The sequence below is a fragment of the Brucella sp. NBRC 12953 genome, assembly GCF_040369775.1.
Lineage (GTDB): Bacteria > Pseudomonadota > Alphaproteobacteria > Rhizobiales > Rhizobiaceae > Brucella > Brucella pseudogrignonensis.
This window is the reverse complement of record NZ_BAABSV010000004.1, coordinates 380089-401783: the sequence shown is the minus strand read 5'-3', so window position 1 is coordinate 401783 and position 21695 is coordinate 380089. Positions and strand designations below refer to the sequence as shown.

Here is a 21695-nt window from a genome sequence, read left to right as displayed (position 1 = left end):
ACTTCTTATTAGCGAGCACTAAACTTGCGGTAGTATTTATCTTGAGAAGTGTCGTCTAACCGGGAAAGAAAAACCCGGCCTGAGCCGGGTTCTGCAATCTTTACTTGAAATCGACTGACTGTATGACGGACTGGTCGATATCGTTAATGTTGCGCTTGCCGCAGAGAGCCATCGTGATGTCGAGTTCTTTGCGGATGATCTCGAGAGCGAGTGTAACGCCTTCCTTACCCATGGCGCCAAGTCCGTATAGGAACGGACGGCCAATGAACACGCCCTGCGCACCCAGTGCGCGGGCTTTCAGAACATCCTGGCCTGAGCGAACACCGCCGTCCATATGCACTTCGATCTGATCGCCGACAGCGTCGACAATTGGCTTGAGCATGGAGATGGACGAGACAGCACCGTCAAGCTGGCGACCGCCGTGGTTGGAAACGATAATCGCATCGGCACCGGATTTTGCGGCCATCTTCGCGTCTTCAACGTCGAGGATGCCCTTGAGGATCAGCTTGCCGCCCCATTGTTCCTTGATCCATGCAACATCATTCCAGTTCAACTGCGGATCGAACTGCTCTGCAGTCCAGGAGGAAAGCGACGACAGGTCGGTAACATTTTTCGCGTGACCGGCAATGTTGCGGAAGGTGCGGCGCTGCGTGCCCATCATGCCCATGCACCAGCCCGGACGGGTTGCCATCTGCCAGATGTGCTTTGGCGTGAACTTTGGCGGGGCGGAAAGGCCGTTGCGCAGATCCTTGTGGCGCTGACCGAGAATCTGCAGATCAAGCGTCAGCACCAGAGCCGAACAACCGGCAGCTTTCGCACGGGTGATCAGGTTTTTGACGAATTCGCGGTCTTTCATCACGTAGAGCTGAAACCAGAATGGCTTCTTGGTGACGGATGCCACGTCTTCGATGGAGCAGATGCTCATGGTCGAGAGGGTAAAAGGAACGCCAAAAGCCTCTGCCGCCTGTGCCGCAAGCATTTCACCATCTGCGTGTTGCATACCGGTTAGGCCGGTCGGGGCGAGGGCCACAGGCATTGCGACCTTCTCGCCAACCATCGTTGTTTCAAGCGAACGATTGGTCATATCGACCAGAACGCGCTGGCGCAGCTTGATCTTGGCGAAATCGGTTTCATTGGCGCGATAGGTTGATTCCGTCCAGGCACCCGAATCTGCATAATCGAAGAACATTTTCGGGACGCGGCGCTTGGCCAGTCGCTTCAGATCGGCGATCTCGACGATGTTAGGCATTCTCCCACCCCTTGTGGTCAGTTTTCTTTACCAATCGCATGACGGATTGCGCGGCTGAAATCAAGAGTGAACCCGCATGGAATAACAATTGGCTCGCGCTAATTTGATGGTTTGCGAAGTGCAACTATACTATCGGCTTATTTCTGCAGCTGATATGGCGATTGTCAGAAATTGCCGCAAAGATATTTTACGACAGGGGTGCGTCGCATTTGGCGCCCTAATTATTTGTATTCACGCGCATCCTCTCCGAAAATCGTTTCGCACTTTTCGGGATGCGCTCTAGAATGCTGCATTGTTGTACGACATTCATTGGGTGCAGCGCGTTATGCAGTCGAGGATAGCAAGATGAGCAAGGCTTCGGAAACCCGATTTATTGGCAAACGATCAAGTGCCGCTGGCGGATGGGGCGCTTTGAAAAGTTGTGGCAAGCAGTTGCTGGCCAGCGGTGCGCCATTGACTGGCGCGCGTGCTCTTCTGAAAGCCAATCAGCCCGATGGTTTCGACTGCCCCGGCTGTGCCTGGGGTGATCCGGAACATGGTTCGTCTTTCGAGTTTTGCGAAAATGGCGTGAAGGCTGTTGCCTGGGAGGCAACCGAACGACGCACGACGCCAAAGTTTTTCACTGAACATACGGTTTCCGAGCTGCAATCCTGGACGGATTATGCGCTGGAGAACACTGGTCGTCTTACACATCCGATGCGTTACAACGCGGCAACCGATAAATATGAAGCGGTCGAATGGGACGAAGCCTTTGCGGCCATCGGCGGTATTTTGCAGGGTTTCGATACGCCGGATCGTGTCGAATTCTATACATCGGGTCGCGCCTCCAATGAGGCGGCATTTCTGTATCAGCTTTTTGTGCGCGCCTATGGCACCAACAATTTCCCTGACTGTTCCAATATGTGCCACGAGGCCAGTGGTGTTGCTCTGAAGCAATCGGTTGGCGTTGGCAAAGGCACGGTTCTGCTTGAGGATTTCGAGCAGGCTGATGCGATTTTCGTGGTCGGTCAAAATCCCGGCACCAATCATCCGCGCATGTTGGGTGATCTGCGCCGCGCAGCCGAACGCGGTGCGCAGATCGTTGTTTTCAATCCCGTTCGTGAGCGCGGGCTGGAGCGGTTTGCCGATCCGCAGAACAAACTTGAAATGATGCATGGCGGCAGCGAAGCCATAGCCAGTGATTATTATCAGCCGCGTCTGGGTGGCGATTTGGCCGCCTTCCGCGGAATGGCCAAGGCAGTATTTGCTGCCGATGATGCAGCGCTTGCGGCTGGAGAGCCGTCGGTTCTGGATCGCGAATTTCTGGCAGCGCATACGGCAGAATTTGAAGCTTATCGTGCGGCTGTCGACGCAACTTCATGGGAAGCGATTGAAGATCAATCCGGTCTTCTGCGTCAATCGCTTGAACATGCCGCTCGCATTTACATGAAGGCTGGTCGAGTTATCTGCACATGGGCGATGGGCATTACCCAACATCGTCATTCGGTGATCATGATCCGCGAAATCACCAATTTCATGTTGTTGCGTGGCAATATCGGCAAGCCGGGCGCCGGGCTTTGTCCGGTGCGTGGACATTCCAATGTGCAGGGAGATCGCACGGTCGGCATCAATGAGCGTCCGTCGCCTGCATTCCTTGATGCCTTAGAAAAGGAATTTGGTTTCAAAGCGCCGCGGGAACCCGGCCATAATGTGCTTGGCGCGATTGGTGCCATGCTTGATGGCTCGGCAAAGGCTTTTATCGGCCTGGGCGGTAATTTTGCGCGTGCAACACCTGACAGTCCGATGATTATCAAAGCACTGTCCGGCCAAAGACTGACTGTGCATATCGCAACCAAACTTAACCATTCGCATCTTTTGCCGGGGCAGGATTCCTTTATCCTTCCATGCCTTGGCCGCACTGAGATTGATCTCAACTCCAAGGGCGTGGCGCAGATTGTCACCGTGGAGGATTCGATGAGCATGGTGCATGGATCGGGCGGTATCAATCACCCAGCTTCGCCGTTGCTTCGTTCGGAAGTTGCGATCATTGCCGGCATGGCAAATACGACATTGGGCCCAAAGCCGGTTGACTGGCTGGCACTGGCCGATGATTACGATCTGATCCGTGATCACATCTCACGGGTATTGCCGGACTTCTACGACTTCAACGCGCGCGTTCGTGTGCCGCGTGGTTTCCATTTGCGCAACACGGCGCGAGAACTGGAATGGGCAACACCGGCTGGCAAGGCTACGTTCTGGAGCGGTGCACTGCCTGAAGCTGTCGAGCATCAGCAGGCACGCGGCAAGCCGGGGCGTTATGTGCTCCAGACATTCCGCAGCCATGACCAGTACAATACCACGATTTATGGCATGGATGATCGTTATCGCGGTGTCTATGGCGAACGGCAGGTGGTGTTCATGAACCCCGCCGATATGTCGGATATTGGTGTTGAAGCCGGAGATCGGGCCGATATCGTCGGTGATTTCGAGGACGGTGTTGAGCGCGTGGCTCGTGATTTCCGCTTTGTCCCTTACGATATTCCGCGTGGATGCATTGCGGGCTACTACCCGGAAATGAATGTGCTTGTGCCTTTGGCAAGCGCGGGTGACGAAAGCTATACGCCAACATCGAAGTCGGTCATTGTTTCGTTCCGTCCGGTTCAGGCGGTTAACGCAGCTAACGCCTGATGGAAGAAGCTGAATATATGGCATTGGTCGATGCGCTGGAGGCTGCATCGGGCAAAGTCTCACGGCTCGGCGCGGGAATTATTGCTGCGGCTGCACTGGATATTGCCAAGGATAGCCGCAGTTTTTCTCGCATACTTGGCGTTGCTCACGCTCTTGTGCTGAGGGAGGTTATTGTACTTGAAACCAATGGTGGCTATATCACGGTCCGGCAACGCGATGCTCGGACACAGCGCACTTATTATCAGTTAAACGCTGCAGGCGAGCGGCTTGTCGAAGAAGTCATTTTATAATTATTTTGTTTTATTGTTTTTGATTTAAACGCTTTCGCGAAGCTATTTGAGAGACGCATTTCTATATGCGAATATGATGATTAATAATGTTATTAAAGCATGCTTTTCTCAGCATTCTTTTGGCTGCATGTTGTTGTCAAAGAAACCAGTGAGAATCGTATCAATGGCCACAAAATTTTCCCCTCTCGCACAAGCGGGATATGGTGCACTGAAAGCGATTGCGAGTGTTCTCGTCGTTACGACGATGGTTATGGCTTCAAGCAATTATGCGCATTCCGAAATGAGCGGCGTCGTTCCGGTGGCCGTGACGGAGAGCAAGCTGGTCGACTATCAGCCCAAGCTGACGCTCTCTGGTGCAATTGCGGCACGCTCACTGGTCAATGTTTCTTTCCGCGTCAACGGACAGGTTGTGGAGCGCAAGGTCGAAATCGGCCAGCATGTCGAGAAAGGCGAGCTTCTCGCACGGATCGACAATGCCGAACAGCAGTCCAACATGCGCGTTGCACAGGCATCCAAGGATGCAGCTCAGGCGCAGCTTGTGCAGGCGGAAGCAAGTTTCAAACGCCAGCAGGCGCTCTTGGCACAAGGCTTCACCACGCGGTCGCAATATGATCAGTCTGAGCAGGTGTTTCGCACCGCTCAAAGCACATTGATGAATGCGGAAAGTCAGCTCAGTAATGCGCGTGACGAGCTTTCCTATACCGAGCTTCATGCGCCGGTTTCAGGTGTGCTGACGGCTCGCAATATCGAAACCGGCCAGGTGGTTCAGGCTGCGCAAACTGCGTTCTCGATTGCCGAAGACGGTCCGCGTGATGCGATCTTCGATGTTCAGGAAACGCTGGTCAATTATGCCAAGATCGGCATGGACGTAACTCTGGCCTTGCTGTCTGACGACAGCGTTCAGGCAGAAGGGAAAATCCGCGAAATCTCACCGGTGGTCGATGCACAGACGGGCACCGTGCGGGTGAAAGTTGGCATTGCCGATACGCCTGAGCAAATGGCCCTTGGGGCAACAGTGACAGGCACGGTCCATATGGAAAACCAGCAGGTCGTGATCCTGCCATGGAGCGCCATGACGTCCGATTCAGGTCGCACGGCTGTTTGGCGCGTAGCAAAGGACACGCAGGTTGCAACGCTCGTTCCGGTCAAGGTGTTGGCCTATGAAAAGGAACGGGTCATTGTTGCGTCTGGTTTGAATGTTGGCGAGCTGATCGTGACCAAAGGCGCGCAGATGCTGCGATCCGGTGCTCAAACCGAGATTATAAAGGGTCTCGAAAAGGCGGACGCACAATGAAATCGACGATGAAATTTTTAAGCTGCGTTGCCATTGTTGGTTCGCTTGTAACGCTTGCGGCCTGTGGCAAAGATGACGACAAATCATCGCAAGCAGAGCCCGCCCGCCCTGTTCTTTACACGATTGCAACGCCGAAGCCTGCAATCCAGACCAGCTTTGCTGGTACGATCGAGCCGCGTTATTCGACTGATCTGGCCTTCCGTGTTCTCGGTCGCATTATCGCGCGTCCGGTTATTGTTGGCGATCTCGTCAAAAAAGATGAGATGGTTGCGATGCTTGATCCCTCCACACTCGATCTTTCAGTTCAGTCTGCCAAGGCTGATCTCGCAAGTGCGGAAGCGCAATATGCCAATGCCGCTGCCAGCGAAGAGCGTCTGCACATTTTGCTCAAGGGCAACAACATTTCTCAGGCTGATTACGATGCTGCCAAGCAGTCGCGTGACAGCGCACAGGCGGGGCTTGAAAAAGCACAGGCTGGATTGCGCAAAGCGGAAGATCAGCGCGGCTATGCCGTGTTAAGCCCTGATTTTGATGGCGTCATCTCTGCAACCAATGCCGAAGTGGGGCAGGTGGTTGCTGCCGGGCAAGCGGTGATGACAGTTGCGAGACCGGATATTCGTGAAGCCGTTCTCGATATTCCCGACAGCATGACCGAGTATTTCGTGGCTGGAACGCCGTTTAATGTCCAGCTGCAGGCTGATCCGACCGTAACCGGACAGGGTACGGTGCGGGAAGTCGCCCCGCAGGCGGACGCGCAGACGCGCACGCGCCGGGTCCGCATTGCACTTGAAAACCCGCCGGAGGGCTTCCGGTTGGGAGCGACGATAAGGGCAGGGCTTGCAAGAGCGGAAAAAGATCATGTGCTTTTGCCGATTCAGGCCTTGCTTGAAAAAGACGGAAAGACCGAAATCTGGGTGATTGACCCAAAGACGCAGACTGTAAGCCTTCATGACATTCAGGTTGTCGAGCGTCGCAGCGACAGTTTTGTTGCCAATAATGTCGAGGTCGGCAGCTATGTGGCAACGGCCGGCGTGAACGAGCTCAAGGAAGGGCAAAAAGTCCGTTTGGATGCGAAAGGAAACAGCCTGTGAAAAAGGGTTTCAATCTTTCTGACTGGGCTTTGAACCACCGGTCGCTTGTCTGGTATTTTATGCTCGTGTTTCTGGTCGCAGGGCTTATCTCCTATCTCGACCTTGGCCGCGCGGAAGACCCCGAATTCACGGTGAAAACCATGGTGGTGCAGGCCAATTGGCCCGGCGCATCCATCGACGAAACCATGAACCAGGTCACAGACCGCATCGAGAAGAAGCTCGAAGAGCTTGATACGCTCGACTATACGCGCAGTGTGACGACGGCGGGTAAATCCGTGGTCTTCGTGTTTTTGAAAGATACCGTGCGCAAGGAACAGGTGACAAAAGCCTGGTCCGAAGTGCGTCACATGCTTGACGACATCAAGCCTAATCTGCCGGAAGGCGTTTACGGCCCATATTACAACGACAAGTTCGGCGACGTGTTCGGCAATATCTTTGCGTTTACAGCCGATGGCTTATCGATGCGCCAATTGCGCGATTACGCCGAAGATGTTCGCACCAAAATTCTGACCATTCCCAATGCCGGTAAGGTTGAGCTGATCGGTGCGCAGGATGAGGCGATCTATCTCGAATTCTCGACGCGGCAGGTGGCAGCCCTTGGCCTCGACCAGCAGGCAATTCTCAAGGCGCTTCAGGATCAGAATGCGATCACGCCTTCGGGTGTTGTGCAGGCCGGACCTGAGCGGATCAGCGTACGTGTGAGCGGCCAGTTCAATTCGGAAGCCGACCTCAGAGCCGTCAATCTGCGCGTGAATGACCGCTTCTTCCGTCTTTCCGATGTGGCGACGATCACGCGCGGCTATGTCGATCCACCGACATCGATTTTTCGTGTGAACGGCCATGATGCGATTGGCCTTGGCATCGGTATGAAACCAAACGGCAATCTGCTCGAATTTGGTGAAAAGCTTGATGCCCTGATGGAGCAGGCAAAGGCTGAGTTGCCGGTTGGCGTGAATGTCTTCAAGGTTGCCGATCAGCCGGAGGTCGTGCAGGACGCGGTGTCAGGGTTCACACAGGCGCTGTTTGAAGCGGTTGTCATCGTTCTCGCCGTGAGCTTCATCAGCCTTGGCTTGCGCGCCGGTTTTGTTGTGTCACTGTCGATTCCGCTGGTGCTGGCGATCACCTTCCTTGCCATGTCGCTGATGGATATTTCGCTGCAACGTGTTTCGCTCGGTGCATTGATTATCGCGCTGGGGCTGCTGGTTGATGATGCGATGATCGCGGTCGAAATGATGGTCGCGCGGCTGGAGCAGGGCGATCCGATCAACAAGGCCGCGACTTATGTTTATTCGCACACGGCATTTCCGATGCTCACGGGAACGCTTGTAACAATTGCAGGTTTTATCCCGATTGGCCTCAACACCAGTCAGGCGGGCGAATATACGTTCACGCTTTTCGTGGTGATTGCTGTTTCGCTGATCGTTTCATGGATTGTGGCTGTGTTGTTTGCGCCGCTTCTTGGCGTGACCTTCCTGCCCAAGAAAATGAAGCATCATGAGGAAAAGCGCAGCCGTTTTTTCGAAGCTTTCTCGAAGACACTGCTTCTGGCGATGCGGCACAAGTGGATCACCATCATCACGACGATCGCTTTGTTTGTGGTGTCCGTGTTCGGCATGGGCTTCATCGAACGACAGTTCTTTCCGCAATCCGACCGACCGGAACTGGTGATCGACTGGACCTTGCCCCAGAACAGCTCCATCGCCGATACCAAGGCGCAGATGGAACGCTTCGAGCAGACCATGCTCAAGGATAATCCGGATATCGACCACTGGAGCACCTATGTCGGGCAAAGTGCGATCCGCTTCATTCTCTCGTTTGATGTGCAGCCAGCCAATCCGTATTTCGGTCAGATGGTGGTTGTCGCCAAGGACGTGGAAGCGCGTGATCGCCTGAAGCAGAAGTTCGACGAAGCGTTGCGCAAGGATTATGTCGGCACCGATACCTATGTAAAGTTCCTCGAACTCGGACCGCCGGTCGGGCGCCCTGTGCAGTATCGTATTTCCGGTCCTGATATCCAGAAACTGCGCGGCGTTGCGCAGGACTTTGCCGGTATCATGAGTGCCGATAAACGCTTAGGCGTCGTCAGCTATAACTGGAACGAGCCGGGTCGTGTCATCCGAGTAGATGTCATGCAGGACAAGGCACGCAAGCTTGGCATTTCGTCCAAGGATATTGCCACCACGCTCAATGGTGTTGTGGGCGGTATCAGCATCACACACGTACGGGATTCCATCTATCTGATCGATGTAATTGTGCGGGCGCAGAAGCATGAGCGCGATTCCATCGACACGCTTCAGAGCCTTCAGATTGCAACTGGCAACGGCAGTTCCGTGCCGCTCGCAGCCATTGCCAATTTCCGTTACGAGCTGGAACAGCCGGTCGTTTATCGCCGTTCGCGCATTCCAACCATCACGGTTGCAGCTGGTATTGTTGATAAAACGATGCCGGACACGATTGTGAAAGAGCTTGAGCCTGCGGTGAAGGCATTCGTCGATAAGCTTCCAGCGGGTTATTCGGTTGCGACAGCCGGTACGGTTGAAGAAAGCGGCAAGAGCCAGGGGCCGATTGCTGCCGTTGTGCCGCTGATGCTGTTCGTGATGGCAACCGTTCTGATGCTGCAATTGCAGAGCTTTCAGCGCCTGTTCCTTGTGGTTGCCGTTGCACCTTTGGGGCTGATCGGCGTGGTCGCGGCACTGCTTCCGAGTGGCAAACCGCTCGGCTTCGTGGCAATCCTCGGTGTGCTGGCGCTGATCGGTATTCTTATCCGAAACTCGGTCATTCTGATCGTACAGGTTGAAGAGCATATTACTGATGGAATGCATCCCTGGGATGCGGTTGTTCAGGCAAGTCAGCACCGTATGCGGCCCATTGCATTGACTGCAGCGGCTGCAAGTCTGGCGCTGATCCCGATTGCGCGTGAAGTGTTCTGGGGACCGATGGCCTATGCGATGATGGGCGGTATCATTGCCGGTACGGGCATCACTCTGCTGTTCCTGCCAGCACTTTACGTGGCCTGGTTCCGCATCAAGGAGCCTGACGCAAAAGAAGTTGAAACAGCAGTGGAGCCGCAACCGCAACATTGATATGAGTTGGACGACCCAACCGGAGAATGATTATGCAGACTGTCCCATCCCTGATGCTACAGGAAACCGAACAGTCACCAGCTGTGGTGGCGAAACTTCTTGCAGCAGAAGTTGGGACATTTGCTGAGATCGGTCGGCTGTTTGAAAAGTCGCCCACCATGATTACGACAGCTGCGCGCGGCTCGTCCGATCATGCGGCGACTTTCTTCAAGTATCTGATGGAGATTGCCACGGGCATTCCGGTTGCCTCTATCGGACCATCGGTGGCTTCCGTTTATGGCGCGAAGCTGAAACTGGAGGGTGGTCTGCATTTCACCGTGTCGCAATCGGGTGCAAGCCCGGACATTATCGCGGTGCAGGATGCAGCAAAGCGGGGAGGGGCAACGACAGTTGCCGTTGTTAACGTAACAGATAGTCCGCTTGCGAAGGGGGCCGACATTGTGCTCGCCCTTCATGCAGGCGAAGAGAAAAGCGTTGCCGCCACCAAGTCCTTCATTGCATCAGTCGCAGCGCTTTCAGGCGTGGTGGCTGCCGCCAGCAACGATGTCCGGCTGAAAGACGGTTTGAGCCGCTTGCCGGAAGCGTTGGCTGCCACAAAGCCGGAAGGCTGCGAGGTGGTGGAAGACCTGTTGGTTGAGGCAAAGTCACTGTTCACTGGCGGACGTGGTACGGCCTATGCCATTTCGCTCGAAGCAGCACTCAAGGCCAAGGAGACCGCCAATATTCATGCGGAAGCATTCTCACTTGCTGAGCTGATGCATGGACCGATGCGGCTGGTGGAAACCGGCTTCCCAATTCTGTCATTCATACCGCAGGATCAAGCACTTGAAACAAGTATTCAGGCACTGGGCAGGCTTCAGTCGTTCGGCGCAAACCTTGTCTCATTTGGTGATGCTTCGGTGCCGGGCCATCGGGTGCCGTCTGCCAGCACCGGCAATGGTCATCTCGACCCGCTGGTTTCGCTCATCAACTATTATCGGATCATCGAGACGGTGACGCGCCGCAAGGGCTACGATCCCGATAAGCCACGTCATTTGAACAAGGTAACGTCGACGGTCTAAAGAATACTCCCACAATTCCAATATTCACGCATTATCGACTTGATAGCGCAATCCGGTCAGTGCATTACGCATTCTGGCATGGCGATCATCACATCGTAGAGTAAAAATCACGATGCCATTGAGCCTGCGTAATGAAGGAAGTCCGATGCATAACTTTGTCCTGACCGTCACCTGTAAATCCACTCGCGGTATTGTTGCCGCCATCTCGGGTTATCTTGCGGGCAAAGGGTGCAATATTATCGACAGCGCCCAGTTCGACGATCTGGACACTGGTCGCTTCTTTATGCGTGTCAGCTTCATTTCCGAAGACGGTGTGGCGCTTGATGTTTTGCGCGAAGGCTTTCAGCCTATCGCAGCACCGTTTGAAATGGATTTTGATTTCCACGACAATGCCCATCGCACGAAGACGCTGCTTATGGTGTCGCGTTTTGGTCATTGCCTGAACGATCTTCTCTATCGCTGGAAAATCGGCGCCCTGCCAATCGATATCGTTGGTGTCGTGTCGAACCACTTCGATTATCAGAAGGTCGTCGTCAATCACGACATCCCATTCCATCATGTGGCTGTCACCAAAGCCAACAAGCCGGAAGCCGAACAGCGTCTTCTGGATATTGTCGATAATACGGGCACTGAGCTGGTGGTTCTTGCACGTTATATGCAGGTTCTGTCCGATCAGCTTTGCCAGAAGATGTCGGGCAAGATCATCAACATCCACCACTCTTTCCTGCCGTCGTTTAAGGGTGCAAACCCTTACAAGCAGGCCTATGAGCGCGGTGTGAAGCTGATTGGTGCCACGGCGCATTATGTAACCGCCGATCTTGATGAAGGTCCGATCATCGAGCAGGATGTCGCCCGTATCACGCACGCGCAGAGTGCCGCCGATTATGTGTCGATTGGCCGTGATGTTGAAGCGCAGGTTCTGGCACGCGCAGTTCACGCGCATATTCATCACCGTTCATTCCTCAACGGCAACCGTACCGTCGTGTTCCCGGCGTCACCCGGCTCCTTCGCCTCCGAACGTATGGGCTGATATTGCCGCTCTGACGGCCTGCAAATCGCGTCTTTTTGCGCTTCCGGTGCTCACGTACTCAAGTACGCTGCGCGCCGGTTCTCAAAAGCCACGATTTTCGGCACGTCATAACGACAATCTCGCTAATCGCGAATGTTGAGATAATAAAAAACCCCGCCAAAAGCGGGGTTTTCTTTTGATCTATCGTGAGACCGATTAGTCGATGTCGAAGGAAACGCCCTGTGCGAGCGGCAGAGCCTTCGAGTAGTTGATGGTGTTGGTTGCGCGGCGCATATAGCCCTTCCACGCATCCGAACCCGATTCACGACCACCACCGGTTTCCTTTTCGCCGCCGAATGCGCCGCCGATTTCGGCACCCGAAGTACCGATATTGACGTTTGCAATGCCGCAATCCGAGCCTTCAACCGAAAGGAAGCGCTCTGCTTCCTGCAGGTTGAGTGTGAAGATCGACGAGGACAGGCCTGCGCCAACTTCGTTGTGGCTCGCCAGCACGTCGTCGAAGTCGGAATACTTCATGACGTAAAGGATCGGTGCGAAGGTTTCTTCGAGAACCGGACCCTGCTGCTTTGGCATTTCGACGATAGCCGGACGCACGTAGTAAGCGTTTTCATGGCCAGCATCGACGCGTTCGCCGCCCTGTACCTTGCCGCCGTGAGCGGCTGCTTCCTTGAGTGCCTTCTGCATGTTGTCGAAAGCAACCTTGTCGATCAATGGACCAACGAGAGCTGTGGTTTCGAGCGGCGAACCAACGGTAACGCTGGCATATGCCTTCTGCAGACGTGGAACGAGAGCGTCGTAAACGCTTTCATGTACGAACAGACGACGGAGCGTGGTGCAACGCTGACCAGCGGTGCCCATTGCACCGAAAGCGATTGCGCGCAGCGCCATGTCGAGATCTGCCGATGGGCAGACGATACCGGCATTGTTGCCGCCAAGTTCGAGGATTGCACGCGCAAAACGCTTTGCAAGGCGTGGACCAACTTCGCGGCCCATGCGGGTCGAACCGGTTGCCGAAAGAACAGGAACCTTCGGGCTGTCAACGAGAACTTCACCAACAGTACGGTCGCCGAGTACAACTTCAGCCAGACCTTCTGGAGCATCGCCAAAACGCTTGATGGCGCGCTTCAGGATCGCGTCACATGCAATAGCGGTGAGCAGGGTCTTTTCCGATGGCTTCCAGACAACCGAGTTACCGCAAACGATAGCGAGAGCGGAGTTCCATGCCCAGACAGCAACAGGGAAGTTGAAGGCCGAGATAACACCGACAACGCCAAGCGGATGCCAGGTTTCCATCATGCGATGGCCAGCGCGTTCGGTTGCGATGGTGAGACCGTAGAGCTGACGCGACAGACCGACTGCGAAATCGCAGATGTCGATCATTTCCTGAACTTCGCCGAGGCCTTCCGAAGGGATCTTGCCAGCTTCAAGCGAAACGAGACGGCCGAGATCTTCCTTGGAAGCGCGGAGTTCTTCACCCAAGAGACGGATCAGTTCGCCACGCTTTGGAGCTGGAACAGTGCGCCAAGCGCGGAAAGCTTCGTCAGCCTTGTCGATGATCTTGACTGCATCTTCTTTGCTGTGGGTCTTGATCGAAGCGATCTGTTCACCGGAGACCGGGCTGAAGCCAGCGAGGTCGCCCGACGTGTAAATGGCTGCGTCAACGCCAAGCTTTGAAAGCAGATCAGCGGCTTCTTTTTTCACGTCGAGTTTTTTAACAGCGGTGTTCATGTTTATCCTCTTAACCTGTCTGATTATTCTGCTGCTTCAAGACCGCTCAGGCGGGCCTGTACAGCTTCGATGGATTCGCGTTCGATACGAGCATAATGCTCGAATTCATTAAGAACTTTGGCGCCAAGGTCTTCCTCGAAACGCTTCTGGTTCGGGCTTTCCACAAAATCCTGCGCGTCGTCGTCGCCAAGATTGGACTGGAAGATACCAGCGGCACTGACCGGCAGGAAGTCTTCATAGATGATCGGATCGAACTGGACTGCGCCGCCTTCGATCAGAGTTTCAATATCGGTATCAGGCTTGAATGCTGCAAGACGTGCGGCATCCTTGACCGAATAGGCGAAATAGCCAAGCGCTTCTTCACGCACGCCTGCCCATGTGTCAGGGAAAGCGGCAAAGGTGTCGCTCAGTGCCTTCACATATTCAGCCGAGTTTGAACCATCTGGCGCTGGGCGCGCAACTGCGCGGGTGTCGTTGAGCAGCTTGTCGTAAAGCGCGCGGCCCTTTGGCGTGAGGGCGACGCCACGCTGTTCGATTTCACCGAAACGGGCAGTGTGGGAGCCTGGGGTCCAGGTGCCGTCTGCGCTTACGAACGAAACTTCTTCTTCCAGCGCCTTGAACGAGGTCTGGCGCAGAAGGATCGGGCATTTGCGGGTTGGCGGACCTTCGACAACTGCCTTCGGGTTGATGCCGCGATCTGGCATCTGAACCTGCACGGCGTCGATGTCGAGCGTGCGTGGTGTCAGGTGGTTGATGTGCGGACCCTTGAAGGAAACAACGTCGGCGATCAGGCGATGCGCATCGTGGAGGCGATGGTAAAGCTCGGCACTGACATTGGCATGATCGTGCCAGCGGAACGTTTCGAGCACTTCTGCAACGAAGGTCTTCGCATCACCTTCATCAAGGCCGCCATTGGCTTCCGCCTTTTCGACAAGCGCAATCGCGCCCGGCGTGAAGATGTTGCGCTTCGCGAGAACTTCTTCCGATTCTGCACGCAGCTTCGCATCAGAGATCAGATCAAGGCGCAGCAATGAGGTGAAAACACGGAACGGATTGTGCTTGAGTGCTGCATCGTCGATCGGGCGGAAGGCAGTGGAATGCACTGGCACGCCGGCAGCGCTCAAATCGTAGTAGCCAACCGGGAACATGCCCATGACCGAGAAAACGCGGCGCATCATCGACAGCTCAGCGGCAGTGCCCAAACGAATTGCACCGTGACGTTCTTCGGAAATGCGTTCGAGCGAATCTGTTTCCGTCAGACGCTCATGCAGATGCTTGTCGTCTGCGAGAACCTTTGCGTTCACATCGGAGACGAGTTCCATCAATGTGCCATAAGCAGGCACTTCTTCCTTATACATGGCCGACATGGCTGCCGAAAAGGCGGAGCGAATGGCGTCCGGTGAAACGAATTTCTGCGCGTTCATTGCAAGAGCTTCCGTAGAAGTTGGATCGTCTGCTTGGGAGGTATGTTAGAAAATAAAAAACACACCGCGATTATGATGAAAATGTATCATATCAGCCGTTTTGCCGTTATGATCGCGACGAACGCAACTATGTTAATGCGAGATTGGAATGAAGCTTAGCAGGAGACTGATCCCCGACATTGCCACGCTGCAAGCGTTTGAATGTGCGGCCCGACATGGCAGTTTCACGCAGGCCGCCAACGAATTGAACCTCACGCAGAGTGCTGTCAGCCGTCAGATCAAGGATCTGGAAAGCCAGCTCGGTGTATTGCTGTTTGAGCGCATCCGCCAGCGCATTCTTCTCTCTGATGCAGGGCGAAAGTTCCTGCCGGAAGTGCGGCGTCTGCTCAACCAGACTGAGGACACGATGCTGCGCGCCATGGCGTCGGCGCAGTCTACCTCTTCATTCAGTGTAGCAACGCTGCCTACATTTGGTACGCGCTGGCTGATGCCGCGTATTCCGGATTTCGTTGAAAAACATCCCGGCATTGCAATCAATGTGGCCTCGCGTTCCGGCGTTTTTGACTTTGAAGAGCAGCCTTTCGATCTTGCCATCCATTATGGCCAGCCGGTCTGGGCACATGCGACCTGCACTTTCCTATGTTCAGAGGTGATTGTGCCTGTTGCAAGCCCGAGCCTTCTTAAAGCGCGCCATCCGGCAACCCCGGAAGAGCTGGAAAACGAGCCGCTGCTGCATCTCGCGACACGGCCTAAAATGTGGGCGCAATGGTTTGAAAGCTGTGGCGTTGAAGGCAAGTCCGCTTATCGTGGCCACCGTTTTGATCAGTTTTCGATGGTGATCGGGGCGGCACTTGCAGGCCTTGGCTTCGCACTGTTGCCGCTTTATCTGATTGAACAGGAATTGCGTAACGGCGAACTGGTCATGCTTTTCGAGCAGCCGATGCGGACCGAGAATGACTATTATCTTGTGGTTCCGGAAGGCAAACTTGAGAACCCGCTGACGCAGGTCTTCTGTCAGTGGATCGCAGGGCAGGTGGGGAACGTCGTTCTTTAGTATAGGTCATTCCGAATAGGCATGAATTGTTGCAGAAATATTGCTGTTCTTGTGGCTTCCACAGCATGAAATAGTTGCGACGGTAAAAACCGCCAGTTTTCCAAAATAAGAAATGGTTGCCTTCAATGTTGAACGATCCTCGCTCGCATGGTCTTTGGGAGAAGACCGCTCCAGCCGCACCCAAGACCACATCGCTGAAAGGCGATCTGTCTGCCGATGTGGTGATTGTGGGCGGCGGATTTACCGGCCTTTCGACGGCTTTGCATCTGGCTGAAAAAGGCACCAACGCCGTCGTGTTGGAAGGCATTGAAATCGGCTACGGCGGCTCGGGCCGCAATGTGGGCCTCGTCAATGCGGGCATGTGGGTCATGCCGGATGATCTGCCGGGCGTGCTTGGTCATCAATATGGCGACCGTCTGCTCGATGTGCTCGGCAATGCGCCGAAGCTGGTTTTTGAAATCATCGAGAAACACAAGATTGCCTGCGAAGTTGAGAAACAGGGCACGCTGCATTGCGCTGTTGGCAAGAAGGGTCTCAAGGAACTTGAAGACCGCTACGAACAGTGGGCGCGGCGCGGTGCCAATGTAAAACTGCTCGACGCGCAGGAAACCGAAGCCAAGGTCGGCACCAAGGCCTATTCCGGGTCGCTGCTCGATCTGCGCGCCGGCACAATTCAGCCGCTTGCCTATGTGCGCGGGCTTGCACATGCAGCCGTTGCTGCCGGTGCCCGGATTTTCACGGGAAGCCCTGTGACCGGCGCCAGCGAACAAAATGGCAAATGGGTGGTCAAGACTGCTTCTGGCACGGTTACGGCCGATTGGATCGTGGTTGCAACCAACGCCTATACCAATGTGCCATGGCCGGAAGTGCGCGCCGAGCTTGTGCACCTTCCATATTTCAACATGGCCACCAAGCCTCTCTCGGACAATATCAAGCGTTCCATTCTGCCGGAGCGTCAGGGCGCATGGGACACCAAGGAAGTGTTGTCGTCTTTCCGCTTTGACCAGCAGGGCCGTCTTGTGTTTGGCAGCGTCGGTGCGCTGCGCAATACGGGTGCGAGTGTGCATAAGGCATGGGCAAAGAAGTCGCTGAAACGTCTCTTCCCGCAGATCGGCGAAGTGGAATTTGAGTCGGAATGGTATGGCAAGATCGGCATGACCAATGACAGTCTGCCGAAGTTCCATCGCCTTGCACGCAATGTTGTTGGCTTTTCGGGTTATAACGGACGCGGCATCGCGCCGGGAACAGTGTTTGGCAAGCATCTTGCAAAGCTGGTTTCAGGCGAGATCGGGGAAGCTGATCTGCCACTGCCGGTTAGCGATCCGAGGGAACAGAGTTTCCGTGGTCTGCGCGAAGCCTATTATGAAGCGGGCGCTCAGGTAGCACACGCGGCTGAGATAATTATCTAAAGCAAAGCATGTCTCCCAAAAGTGGAAACCGGTTTTGGGATAAAGACATGCGTTAATGTCAAAGTGTCATATAATTGAAGCCTAAGCCCTTTATGGCATCCGCATCGCTTCCGGGGTGGAAGAGATGCGGAAGGCAAATCAATCTGAAATGCCCTTCTGCTGACCCTTAGTCTGCCGGAGGGCATTTTGCTTTCTGAAATCGTTTCCGATTTTCTGGCAGATGTTTTACAGACTTGTTTGACAGGTGAGTCATGAACAGGAATGATCGCGCTTCTCGATATGACAGTATCTGCGCCATTTCAGCTCGTATGCAGCGTAACCACGCTGGAGCAGCGGCACATGCTGCTGAAAATCACACAGAAATTCGAGGAGCAAACTCCATGACCAAGATGTTGAAGCGGGCTACGGCCATTCCAGCTCTTCTTGCTCTGTCCATGGCTGTCGCACAGGCTGACACGCTGACGCTTTACACGTCGCAGCCAGAAGCTGATGCGACCAAGACGGTTGAAGCTTTCCGCAAGGCCAATCCGGATACGGATGTGCAGATTTTCCGTTCGGGAACGAGCGAACTCCTCACCAAGCTTGCCGCCGAATTTTCAGCTGGCGCGCCACAGCCTGACGTTCTGCTGATCGCTGATGCGGTGACGATGGAAGGTCTGAAGAAGGACAAGCGCCTTCTGCCTTACACGGACGCCAAGGTTGATGGTTTTGCTGCGGATAGCTATGACGCAGACAAGACTTATTTCGGCTCCAAACTGATCACCACCGGCATTGCATACAACACGGGTGCGGCGCAGAAGCCTGAACATTGGGCCGATCTCGCCAAGGCTGACTATAAGGGCCAGGTTGTTATGCCAAGCCCGCTTTATTCGGGTGCTGCGGCCTATCTCCTGAGCGGTTTCGCACTCAACAAGGATCTCGGCTGGGATTATTTCAAGAACCTCAAGTCCAATGAACTTGCAAGCGTGAAGGGCAACGGCGCGGTTCTGAAGTCGGTCGCAAGTGGCGAAAAGCCATACGGCATTCTCGTTGACTTCATGGCGCTCAATGCCAAGGCCAAGGGTTCGCCGATCGAGTTCGTCTTCCCGTCGGAAGGTGTGCCTGCTGTAACCGAACCAGTTGCGATCATGGCGACAGCCAAGAACGTCGATGGTGCCAAGAAGTTCGTTGATTTCGTCCTGTCGGATGATGGCCAGAAGCTGGCACTTGAGCAGGGCTATCTGCCTGCCAAGGACGGCGTTGGTCGCCCTGCATGGCTGCCAGAAGGCACCAAGATCAACATCATGTCTATCGACACCCAGAAAGTTCTCGATCAGACTGATGCCGACAAGAAGCAGTTCTCCGAGCTGTTTGGCGGATAAAAAGCGAAAATGCGGATGTTTCGAGATCTTCAGGGCCGTGATACGGCCCTGATTGTTGGTGTAACGCTGATTGTTGCGGTGCTGTCGCTTCTGCCGATGGCGCGTCTGCTTGTTGAGCTTGTTGCGCCGCAGGGACAGCTTTCGACATCCGTTCTTTCTGAAACATTGAGCAGCCGCTCGACATGGATTGCCACATGGCATTCTCTGCAGATCGGTATCGGCGGCACGCTGCTGGCGTTGGTATTTGGTATTATTGCGGCGTTGCTCGTCGGCCTCACAGACATGCGCGGGCGAAATATCTTCGTGCTATTTTATGTGACCCCGCTGCTGATTGCCCCGCAGGTGACAGCGCTGGCGTGGCTCCAGCTTTTCGGGCCTTCCAGCCAGTTCCTCAAGATCATCGGCATGGCGCCGCCGCTGGGAAGCCGCAATCCGCTCTATTCTGTCTGGGGCATTATCTTTCTTCTGGGCGTGCAATATGGACCGCTGGTCTTTCTGATTGTGCGCGCTGGTCTGCGCAAGCTTCCACGCGAGCTGGTGGAAGCGGGTCTGAGTGCCGGTGCCAGTAAATGGACTGTTCTGCGCACCATCATCCTGCCGCTGATGACGCCATCGATCATCGGTGCTGCAGCCTTGGCTTTCGTGTCGTGCGTCGGCAATTTCGGCATCCCGGCGTTTCTGGGGATTCCATCGAATTACCTCGTTTTGCCAACGCTGATTTATCAGCGTCTTGCGGGCGGTGGGCCAGCGGTGCTCTCCAGCGTCGCGGTGCTTTCAGTGCTGATTGGTCTGATCGCTATGGCAGGGATCGCAGCGCAAGATTACGCCTCGCGCCGTCGCGATTTCCGCATTGTTTCAACGTCGTTGCCCGCTGCACCTTTTGCGCTTGGCGTATGGCGTATTTGGGCGGAACTGGCTGCATGGCTGTTGATCGTGATCGTGCTGTTTCTGCCGCTGATCGGTTTGACGCTTTCAGCACTGGTTCCGGCCTATGGCGTGCCGCTTACATTTGCGACAGCAACGCTTGAAAATTTCCGCTTTGTGATGCTTGAACACAGCGGATCAGCCCGCGCTTTTGGCAATAGCCTGATGCTGTCCTTTGCGGCGGCTGTCTTTGCTGTGCTGATTGCAGTTCCACTTGCCTATATGCTCGCATGGCGCAAACGGCGGTGGACGCCGATCCTCAACTTCGCAGCCGAGATGCCCTATGCGTTACCGGGCGTGGTGCTGGCAATTGCTTGCCTGCTGATGTTCTTAAAGCCGCTGCCGGTGGTCGGCGTCAGCCTCTATAATACGCTCTGGATCATCCTGTTTGCCTATCTTGCGCGCTTCTTTGTGCTGGCGCTGCGGCCAACGGTTGCTGGCCTTCACCAGATTGACCGTGCGCTGGAAGAAGCCGCGCGAATTGCAGGCGCAGGGCTTTTCTATCGGCTCAGGACCATTATATTTCCTCTTGTCGCACCAGCGACGCTTGCAGGCGGCGTACTCATTTTCATGACCGCATTCTGTGAGCTGACGGTTTCAGCGCTCCTCTGGGCGTCGGGATCGGAAACGCTGGGCGTGGTGATGTTTTCTTTTGAACAGGCGGGCGATTCCGCCTATGCGGCTGCCATATCCATTCTGGCCGTTGCGGTAACATTCATGCTGATGCTTGCAACAAATCTGTTTGCGCGGCGTCTTCCAAACGGGGTGCTGCCATGGCGCGACTGAAAATCGCTTCTGTTTCCAAGGCCTTCAACGAGTTCCAGGCCCTGTCTGAAGTGTCGCTTGATGTGAAGGACGGCGAGTTTGTTGCCATTCTCGGACCATCTGGCTGCGGCAAGACCACGCTTCTGCGGATGATTGCAGGTTTTGAAGATGTCGATGGTGGCGAAATCCATATTGGGGACAGCCGCGTTTCTCATGTGGATGGTAACGTGCCACCGGAAAAGCGGCAGGTCGGTATCGTCTTCCAGAATTATGCGCTCTGGCCGCATATGACGGTCGCCGAGAATGTCGGCTATAGTCTGCGGGTGGCAAAGGTTGCCAAAGCCGAGCGCGAGGCCCGCGTTCGCCAAGCGCTGGCGCTGGTCGATCTGGACGGTTTTGGTGATCGCCGCCCGGCCAATCTTTCGGGTGGTCAGCGGCAGCGTGTGGCTTTGGCCCGCTGTCTGGTAGCAGCCCCTTCGCTGGTCTTGTTTGACGAACCGCTTGCCAATCTCGACGTGCATTTGCGTGCTTCGATGGAAGACGAATTTGCGGCTTTCCACAAGCGCACCGGTACGACGATTATCTACATTACCCATGACCAGGCTGAGGCCATGGCGCTTGCTGACCGGATTGCAGTTCTCGATCACGGCAAGCTTCAGCAGTTCGATACGCCGCGCAAGCTTTACGAAGAACCGGCCAGCGAAATGGTCGCGTCCTTCATCGCGCATGGGATGGTTCTGCCTGCGGAGGTCGTGTCTTTTGCGCAAGCGGGACATTGTGAGGCGCTGGTGCTGGGAAGCCGTGCTGAGGTGCGTTGTTCCGGCATTGAAATGCCGCGTGCCAATGCGCAGCTCTGCGTTCGCGCAGAAGATCTGGCATTGACTGAAACCGGCGGCATCCCTGTGCGGGTCAAACGTTCGGTCTATCGCGGTGGCGGTTCGCGCATCGAGGCGCATCCGCTGACAAAACCGGATATTCACCTGCATTTTGAAGTGCGCGATCCGGTAAGACTGGAAGAAGGCGATGAAGTTCGCATCGCTATTCGCGGCGGCTGGATCATTCCAACCGATGAAATGCCGGTGAGAAAAGTCTCAACCGGCTTTCCAATCGGCAACAAGATTTAAAGCATGTCGCGGAAAAGCGGGAACCGCCTTCGCGGGGAAATCAGTCCACTGGACTGATTTCTGATCCCGCTTCGATCCGATAACGACATGCGCAAAAAAATAGATAGAGCGAGCGCTGTGGATACGAATAAGCGCGACACG

General features: G+C 55.0%; 15 protein-coding genes. 12 read left to right on the top strand and 3 right to left on the bottom strand.

Annotated features, from left to right (window positions below; all coding sequences use genetic code 11):
* Window positions 1-100: 100 nt before the first annotated feature.
* Window positions 101-1249, bottom strand: a complete 1149-nt coding sequence (locus ABWV94_RS12175) for an alpha-hydroxy acid oxidase (protein WP_007876196.1) — start codon at window positions 1247-1249, stop codon at window positions 101-103.
* A 345-nt stretch (window positions 1250-1594) separates the two neighbouring features.
* Here ABWV94_RS12175 and ABWV94_RS12170 point away from each other — a divergent pair, with 345 nt between their 5' ends.
* The 7 genes from ABWV94_RS12170 to purU all read left to right on the top strand — a co-directional run bounded on the left by ABWV94_RS12170 (window position 1595) and on the right by purU (window position 11765).
* Window positions 1595-3916, top strand: coding sequence for an FdhF/YdeP family oxidoreductase (locus ABWV94_RS12170; RefSeq protein WP_113496329.1), 2322 nt, complete (start codon window positions 1595-1597; stop codon window positions 3914-3916).
* The gene (locus tag ABWV94_RS12165; RefSeq protein WP_408913711.1) at window positions 3916-4206 is read left to right on the top strand and encodes a hypothetical protein; all 291 of its coding nucleotides are present in this window, start codon (window positions 3916-3918) and stop codon (window positions 4204-4206) included. Before ABWV94_RS12170 ends, ABWV94_RS12165 begins: the two co-directional genes overlap by 1 nt.
* 244 nt (window positions 4207-4450) lie before the next feature.
* Window positions 4451-5500, top strand: a complete 1050-nt coding sequence (locus ABWV94_RS12160) for an efflux RND transporter periplasmic adaptor subunit (protein WP_231195277.1) — start codon at window positions 4451-4453, stop codon at window positions 5498-5500.
* Entirely contained in the window at window positions 5497-6591 is a 1095-nt protein-coding gene (locus ABWV94_RS12155) for an efflux RND transporter periplasmic adaptor subunit (RefSeq protein WP_113496285.1), read from the top strand. The genes ABWV94_RS12160 and ABWV94_RS12155 overlap by 4 nt, the downstream gene beginning before the upstream one ends.
* A complete protein-coding gene (locus ABWV94_RS12150; protein WP_113496284.1) occupies window positions 6588-9674 on the top strand; it encodes an efflux RND transporter permease subunit in 3087 nt (1028 codons plus the stop codon). The genes ABWV94_RS12155 and ABWV94_RS12150 overlap by 4 nt, the downstream gene beginning before the upstream one ends.
* A 32-nt stretch (window positions 9675-9706) precedes the next feature.
* On the top strand, window positions 9707-10735 hold the full coding sequence (locus tag ABWV94_RS12145; RefSeq protein ID WP_113496283.1) for an SIS domain-containing protein: 1029 nt from the start codon (window positions 9707-9709) through the stop codon (window positions 10733-10735).
* Window positions 10736-10880: 145 nt separating this feature from the next.
* Entirely contained in the window at window positions 10881-11765 is an 885-nt protein-coding gene (purU, locus tag ABWV94_RS12140) for a formyltetrahydrofolate deformylase (protein WP_007876183.1), read from the top strand.
* A 195-nt stretch (window positions 11766-11960) separates the two neighbouring features.
* Here purU and amaB read toward each other — a convergent pair whose 3' ends face one another.
* Together amaB and hglS are read right to left on the bottom strand one after the other, a co-directional pair.
* Window positions 11961-13493, bottom strand: coding sequence for an L-piperidine-6-carboxylate dehydrogenase (gene amaB / locus ABWV94_RS12135; RefSeq protein ID WP_007876181.1), 1533 nt, complete (start codon window positions 13491-13493; stop codon window positions 11961-11963).
* A gap of 23 nt (window positions 13494-13516) precedes the next feature.
* Window positions 13517-14917, bottom strand: a complete 1401-nt coding sequence (gene hglS / locus ABWV94_RS12130) for a 2-oxoadipate dioxygenase/decarboxylase HglS (RefSeq protein WP_113496282.1) — start codon at window positions 14915-14917, stop codon at window positions 13517-13519.
* Window positions 14918-15065: 148 nt separating this feature from the next.
* Between hglS and ABWV94_RS12125 the strand changes: the two genes are divergently transcribed.
* The 5 genes from ABWV94_RS12125 (at window position 15066) to ABWV94_RS12105 (ending at window position 21554) form a co-directional block, all read left to right on the top strand.
* Window positions 15066-15971 (top strand): LysR family transcriptional regulator, encoded by a 906-nt coding sequence (locus ABWV94_RS12125; protein ID WP_007876178.1) that lies wholly within the window; start codon window positions 15066-15068, stop codon window positions 15969-15971.
* Window positions 15972-16096: 125 nt separating this feature from the next.
* On the top strand, window positions 16097-17380 hold the full coding sequence (locus tag ABWV94_RS12120) for an NAD(P)/FAD-dependent oxidoreductase (RefSeq protein WP_064320917.1): 1284 nt from the start codon (window positions 16097-16099) through the stop codon (window positions 17378-17380).
* A 380-nt stretch (window positions 17381-17760) separates the two neighbouring features.
* Window positions 17761-18741 (top strand): ABC transporter substrate-binding protein, encoded by a 981-nt coding sequence (locus ABWV94_RS12115; RefSeq protein WP_353413683.1) that lies wholly within the window; start codon window positions 17761-17763, stop codon window positions 18739-18741.
* A gap of 9 nt (window positions 18742-18750) precedes the next feature.
* Window positions 18751-20451, top strand: a complete 1701-nt coding sequence (locus ABWV94_RS12110) for an ABC transporter permease (RefSeq protein WP_113496280.1) — start codon at window positions 18751-18753, stop codon at window positions 20449-20451.
* Window positions 20439-21554 carry an ABC transporter ATP-binding protein gene (locus ABWV94_RS12105; RefSeq protein WP_079212168.1) on the top strand — a complete coding sequence of 372 codons (1116 nt, stop codon included), beginning with the start codon at window positions 20439-20441 and terminating at the stop codon, window positions 21552-21554. The genes ABWV94_RS12110 and ABWV94_RS12105 overlap by 13 nt, the downstream gene beginning before the upstream one ends.
* The last annotated feature ends 141 nt before the right edge of the window (window positions 21555-21695 follow it).

What these genes read in the sequence shown, in the direction of transcription:
- ABWV94_RS12175 (WP_007876196.1), bottom strand. Translation starts at nt 1,249, where the DNA reads ATGCCTAACATCGTCGAGATCGCCGATCTGAAGCGACTGGCCAAGCGC.
- ABWV94_RS12170 (WP_113496329.1), top strand. Translation starts at nt 1,595, where the DNA reads ATGAGCAAGGCTTCGGAAACCCGATTTATTGGCAAACGATCAAGTGCC.
- ABWV94_RS12165 (WP_408913711.1), top strand. Translation starts at nt 3,916, where the DNA reads ATGGAAGAAGCTGAATATATGGCATTGGTCGATGCGCTGGAGGCTGCA.
- ABWV94_RS12160 (WP_231195277.1), top strand. Translation starts at nt 4,451, where the DNA reads ATGGTTATGGCTTCAAGCAATTATGCGCATTCCGAAATGAGCGGCGTC.
- ABWV94_RS12155 (WP_113496285.1), top strand. Translation starts at nt 5,497, where the DNA reads ATGAAATCGACGATGAAATTTTTAAGCTGCGTTGCCATTGTTGGTTCG.
- ABWV94_RS12145 (WP_113496283.1), top strand. Translation starts at nt 9,707, where the DNA reads ATGCAGACTGTCCCATCCCTGATGCTACAGGAAACCGAACAGTCACCA.
- purU (WP_007876183.1), top strand. Translation starts at nt 10,881, where the DNA reads ATGCATAACTTTGTCCTGACCGTCACCTGTAAATCCACTCGCGGTATT.
- amaB (WP_007876181.1), bottom strand. Translation starts at nt 13,493, where the DNA reads ATGAACACCGCTGTTAAAAAACTCGACGTGAAAAAAGAAGCCGCTGAT.
- hglS (WP_113496282.1), bottom strand. Translation starts at nt 14,917, where the DNA reads ATGAACGCGCAGAAATTCGTTTCACCGGACGCCATTCGCTCCGCCTTT.
- ABWV94_RS12125 (WP_007876178.1), top strand. Translation starts at nt 15,066, where the DNA reads ATGAAGCTTAGCAGGAGACTGATCCCCGACATTGCCACGCTGCAAGCG.
- ABWV94_RS12120 (WP_064320917.1), top strand. Translation starts at nt 16,097, where the DNA reads ATGTTGAACGATCCTCGCTCGCATGGTCTTTGGGAGAAGACCGCTCCA.
- ABWV94_RS12115 (WP_353413683.1), top strand. Translation starts at nt 17,761, where the DNA reads ATGACCAAGATGTTGAAGCGGGCTACGGCCATTCCAGCTCTTCTTGCT.
- ABWV94_RS12110 (WP_113496280.1), top strand. Translation starts at nt 18,751, where the DNA reads ATGCGGATGTTTCGAGATCTTCAGGGCCGTGATACGGCCCTGATTGTT.
- ABWV94_RS12105 (WP_079212168.1), top strand. Translation starts at nt 20,439, where the DNA reads ATGGCGCGACTGAAAATCGCTTCTGTTTCCAAGGCCTTCAACGAGTTC.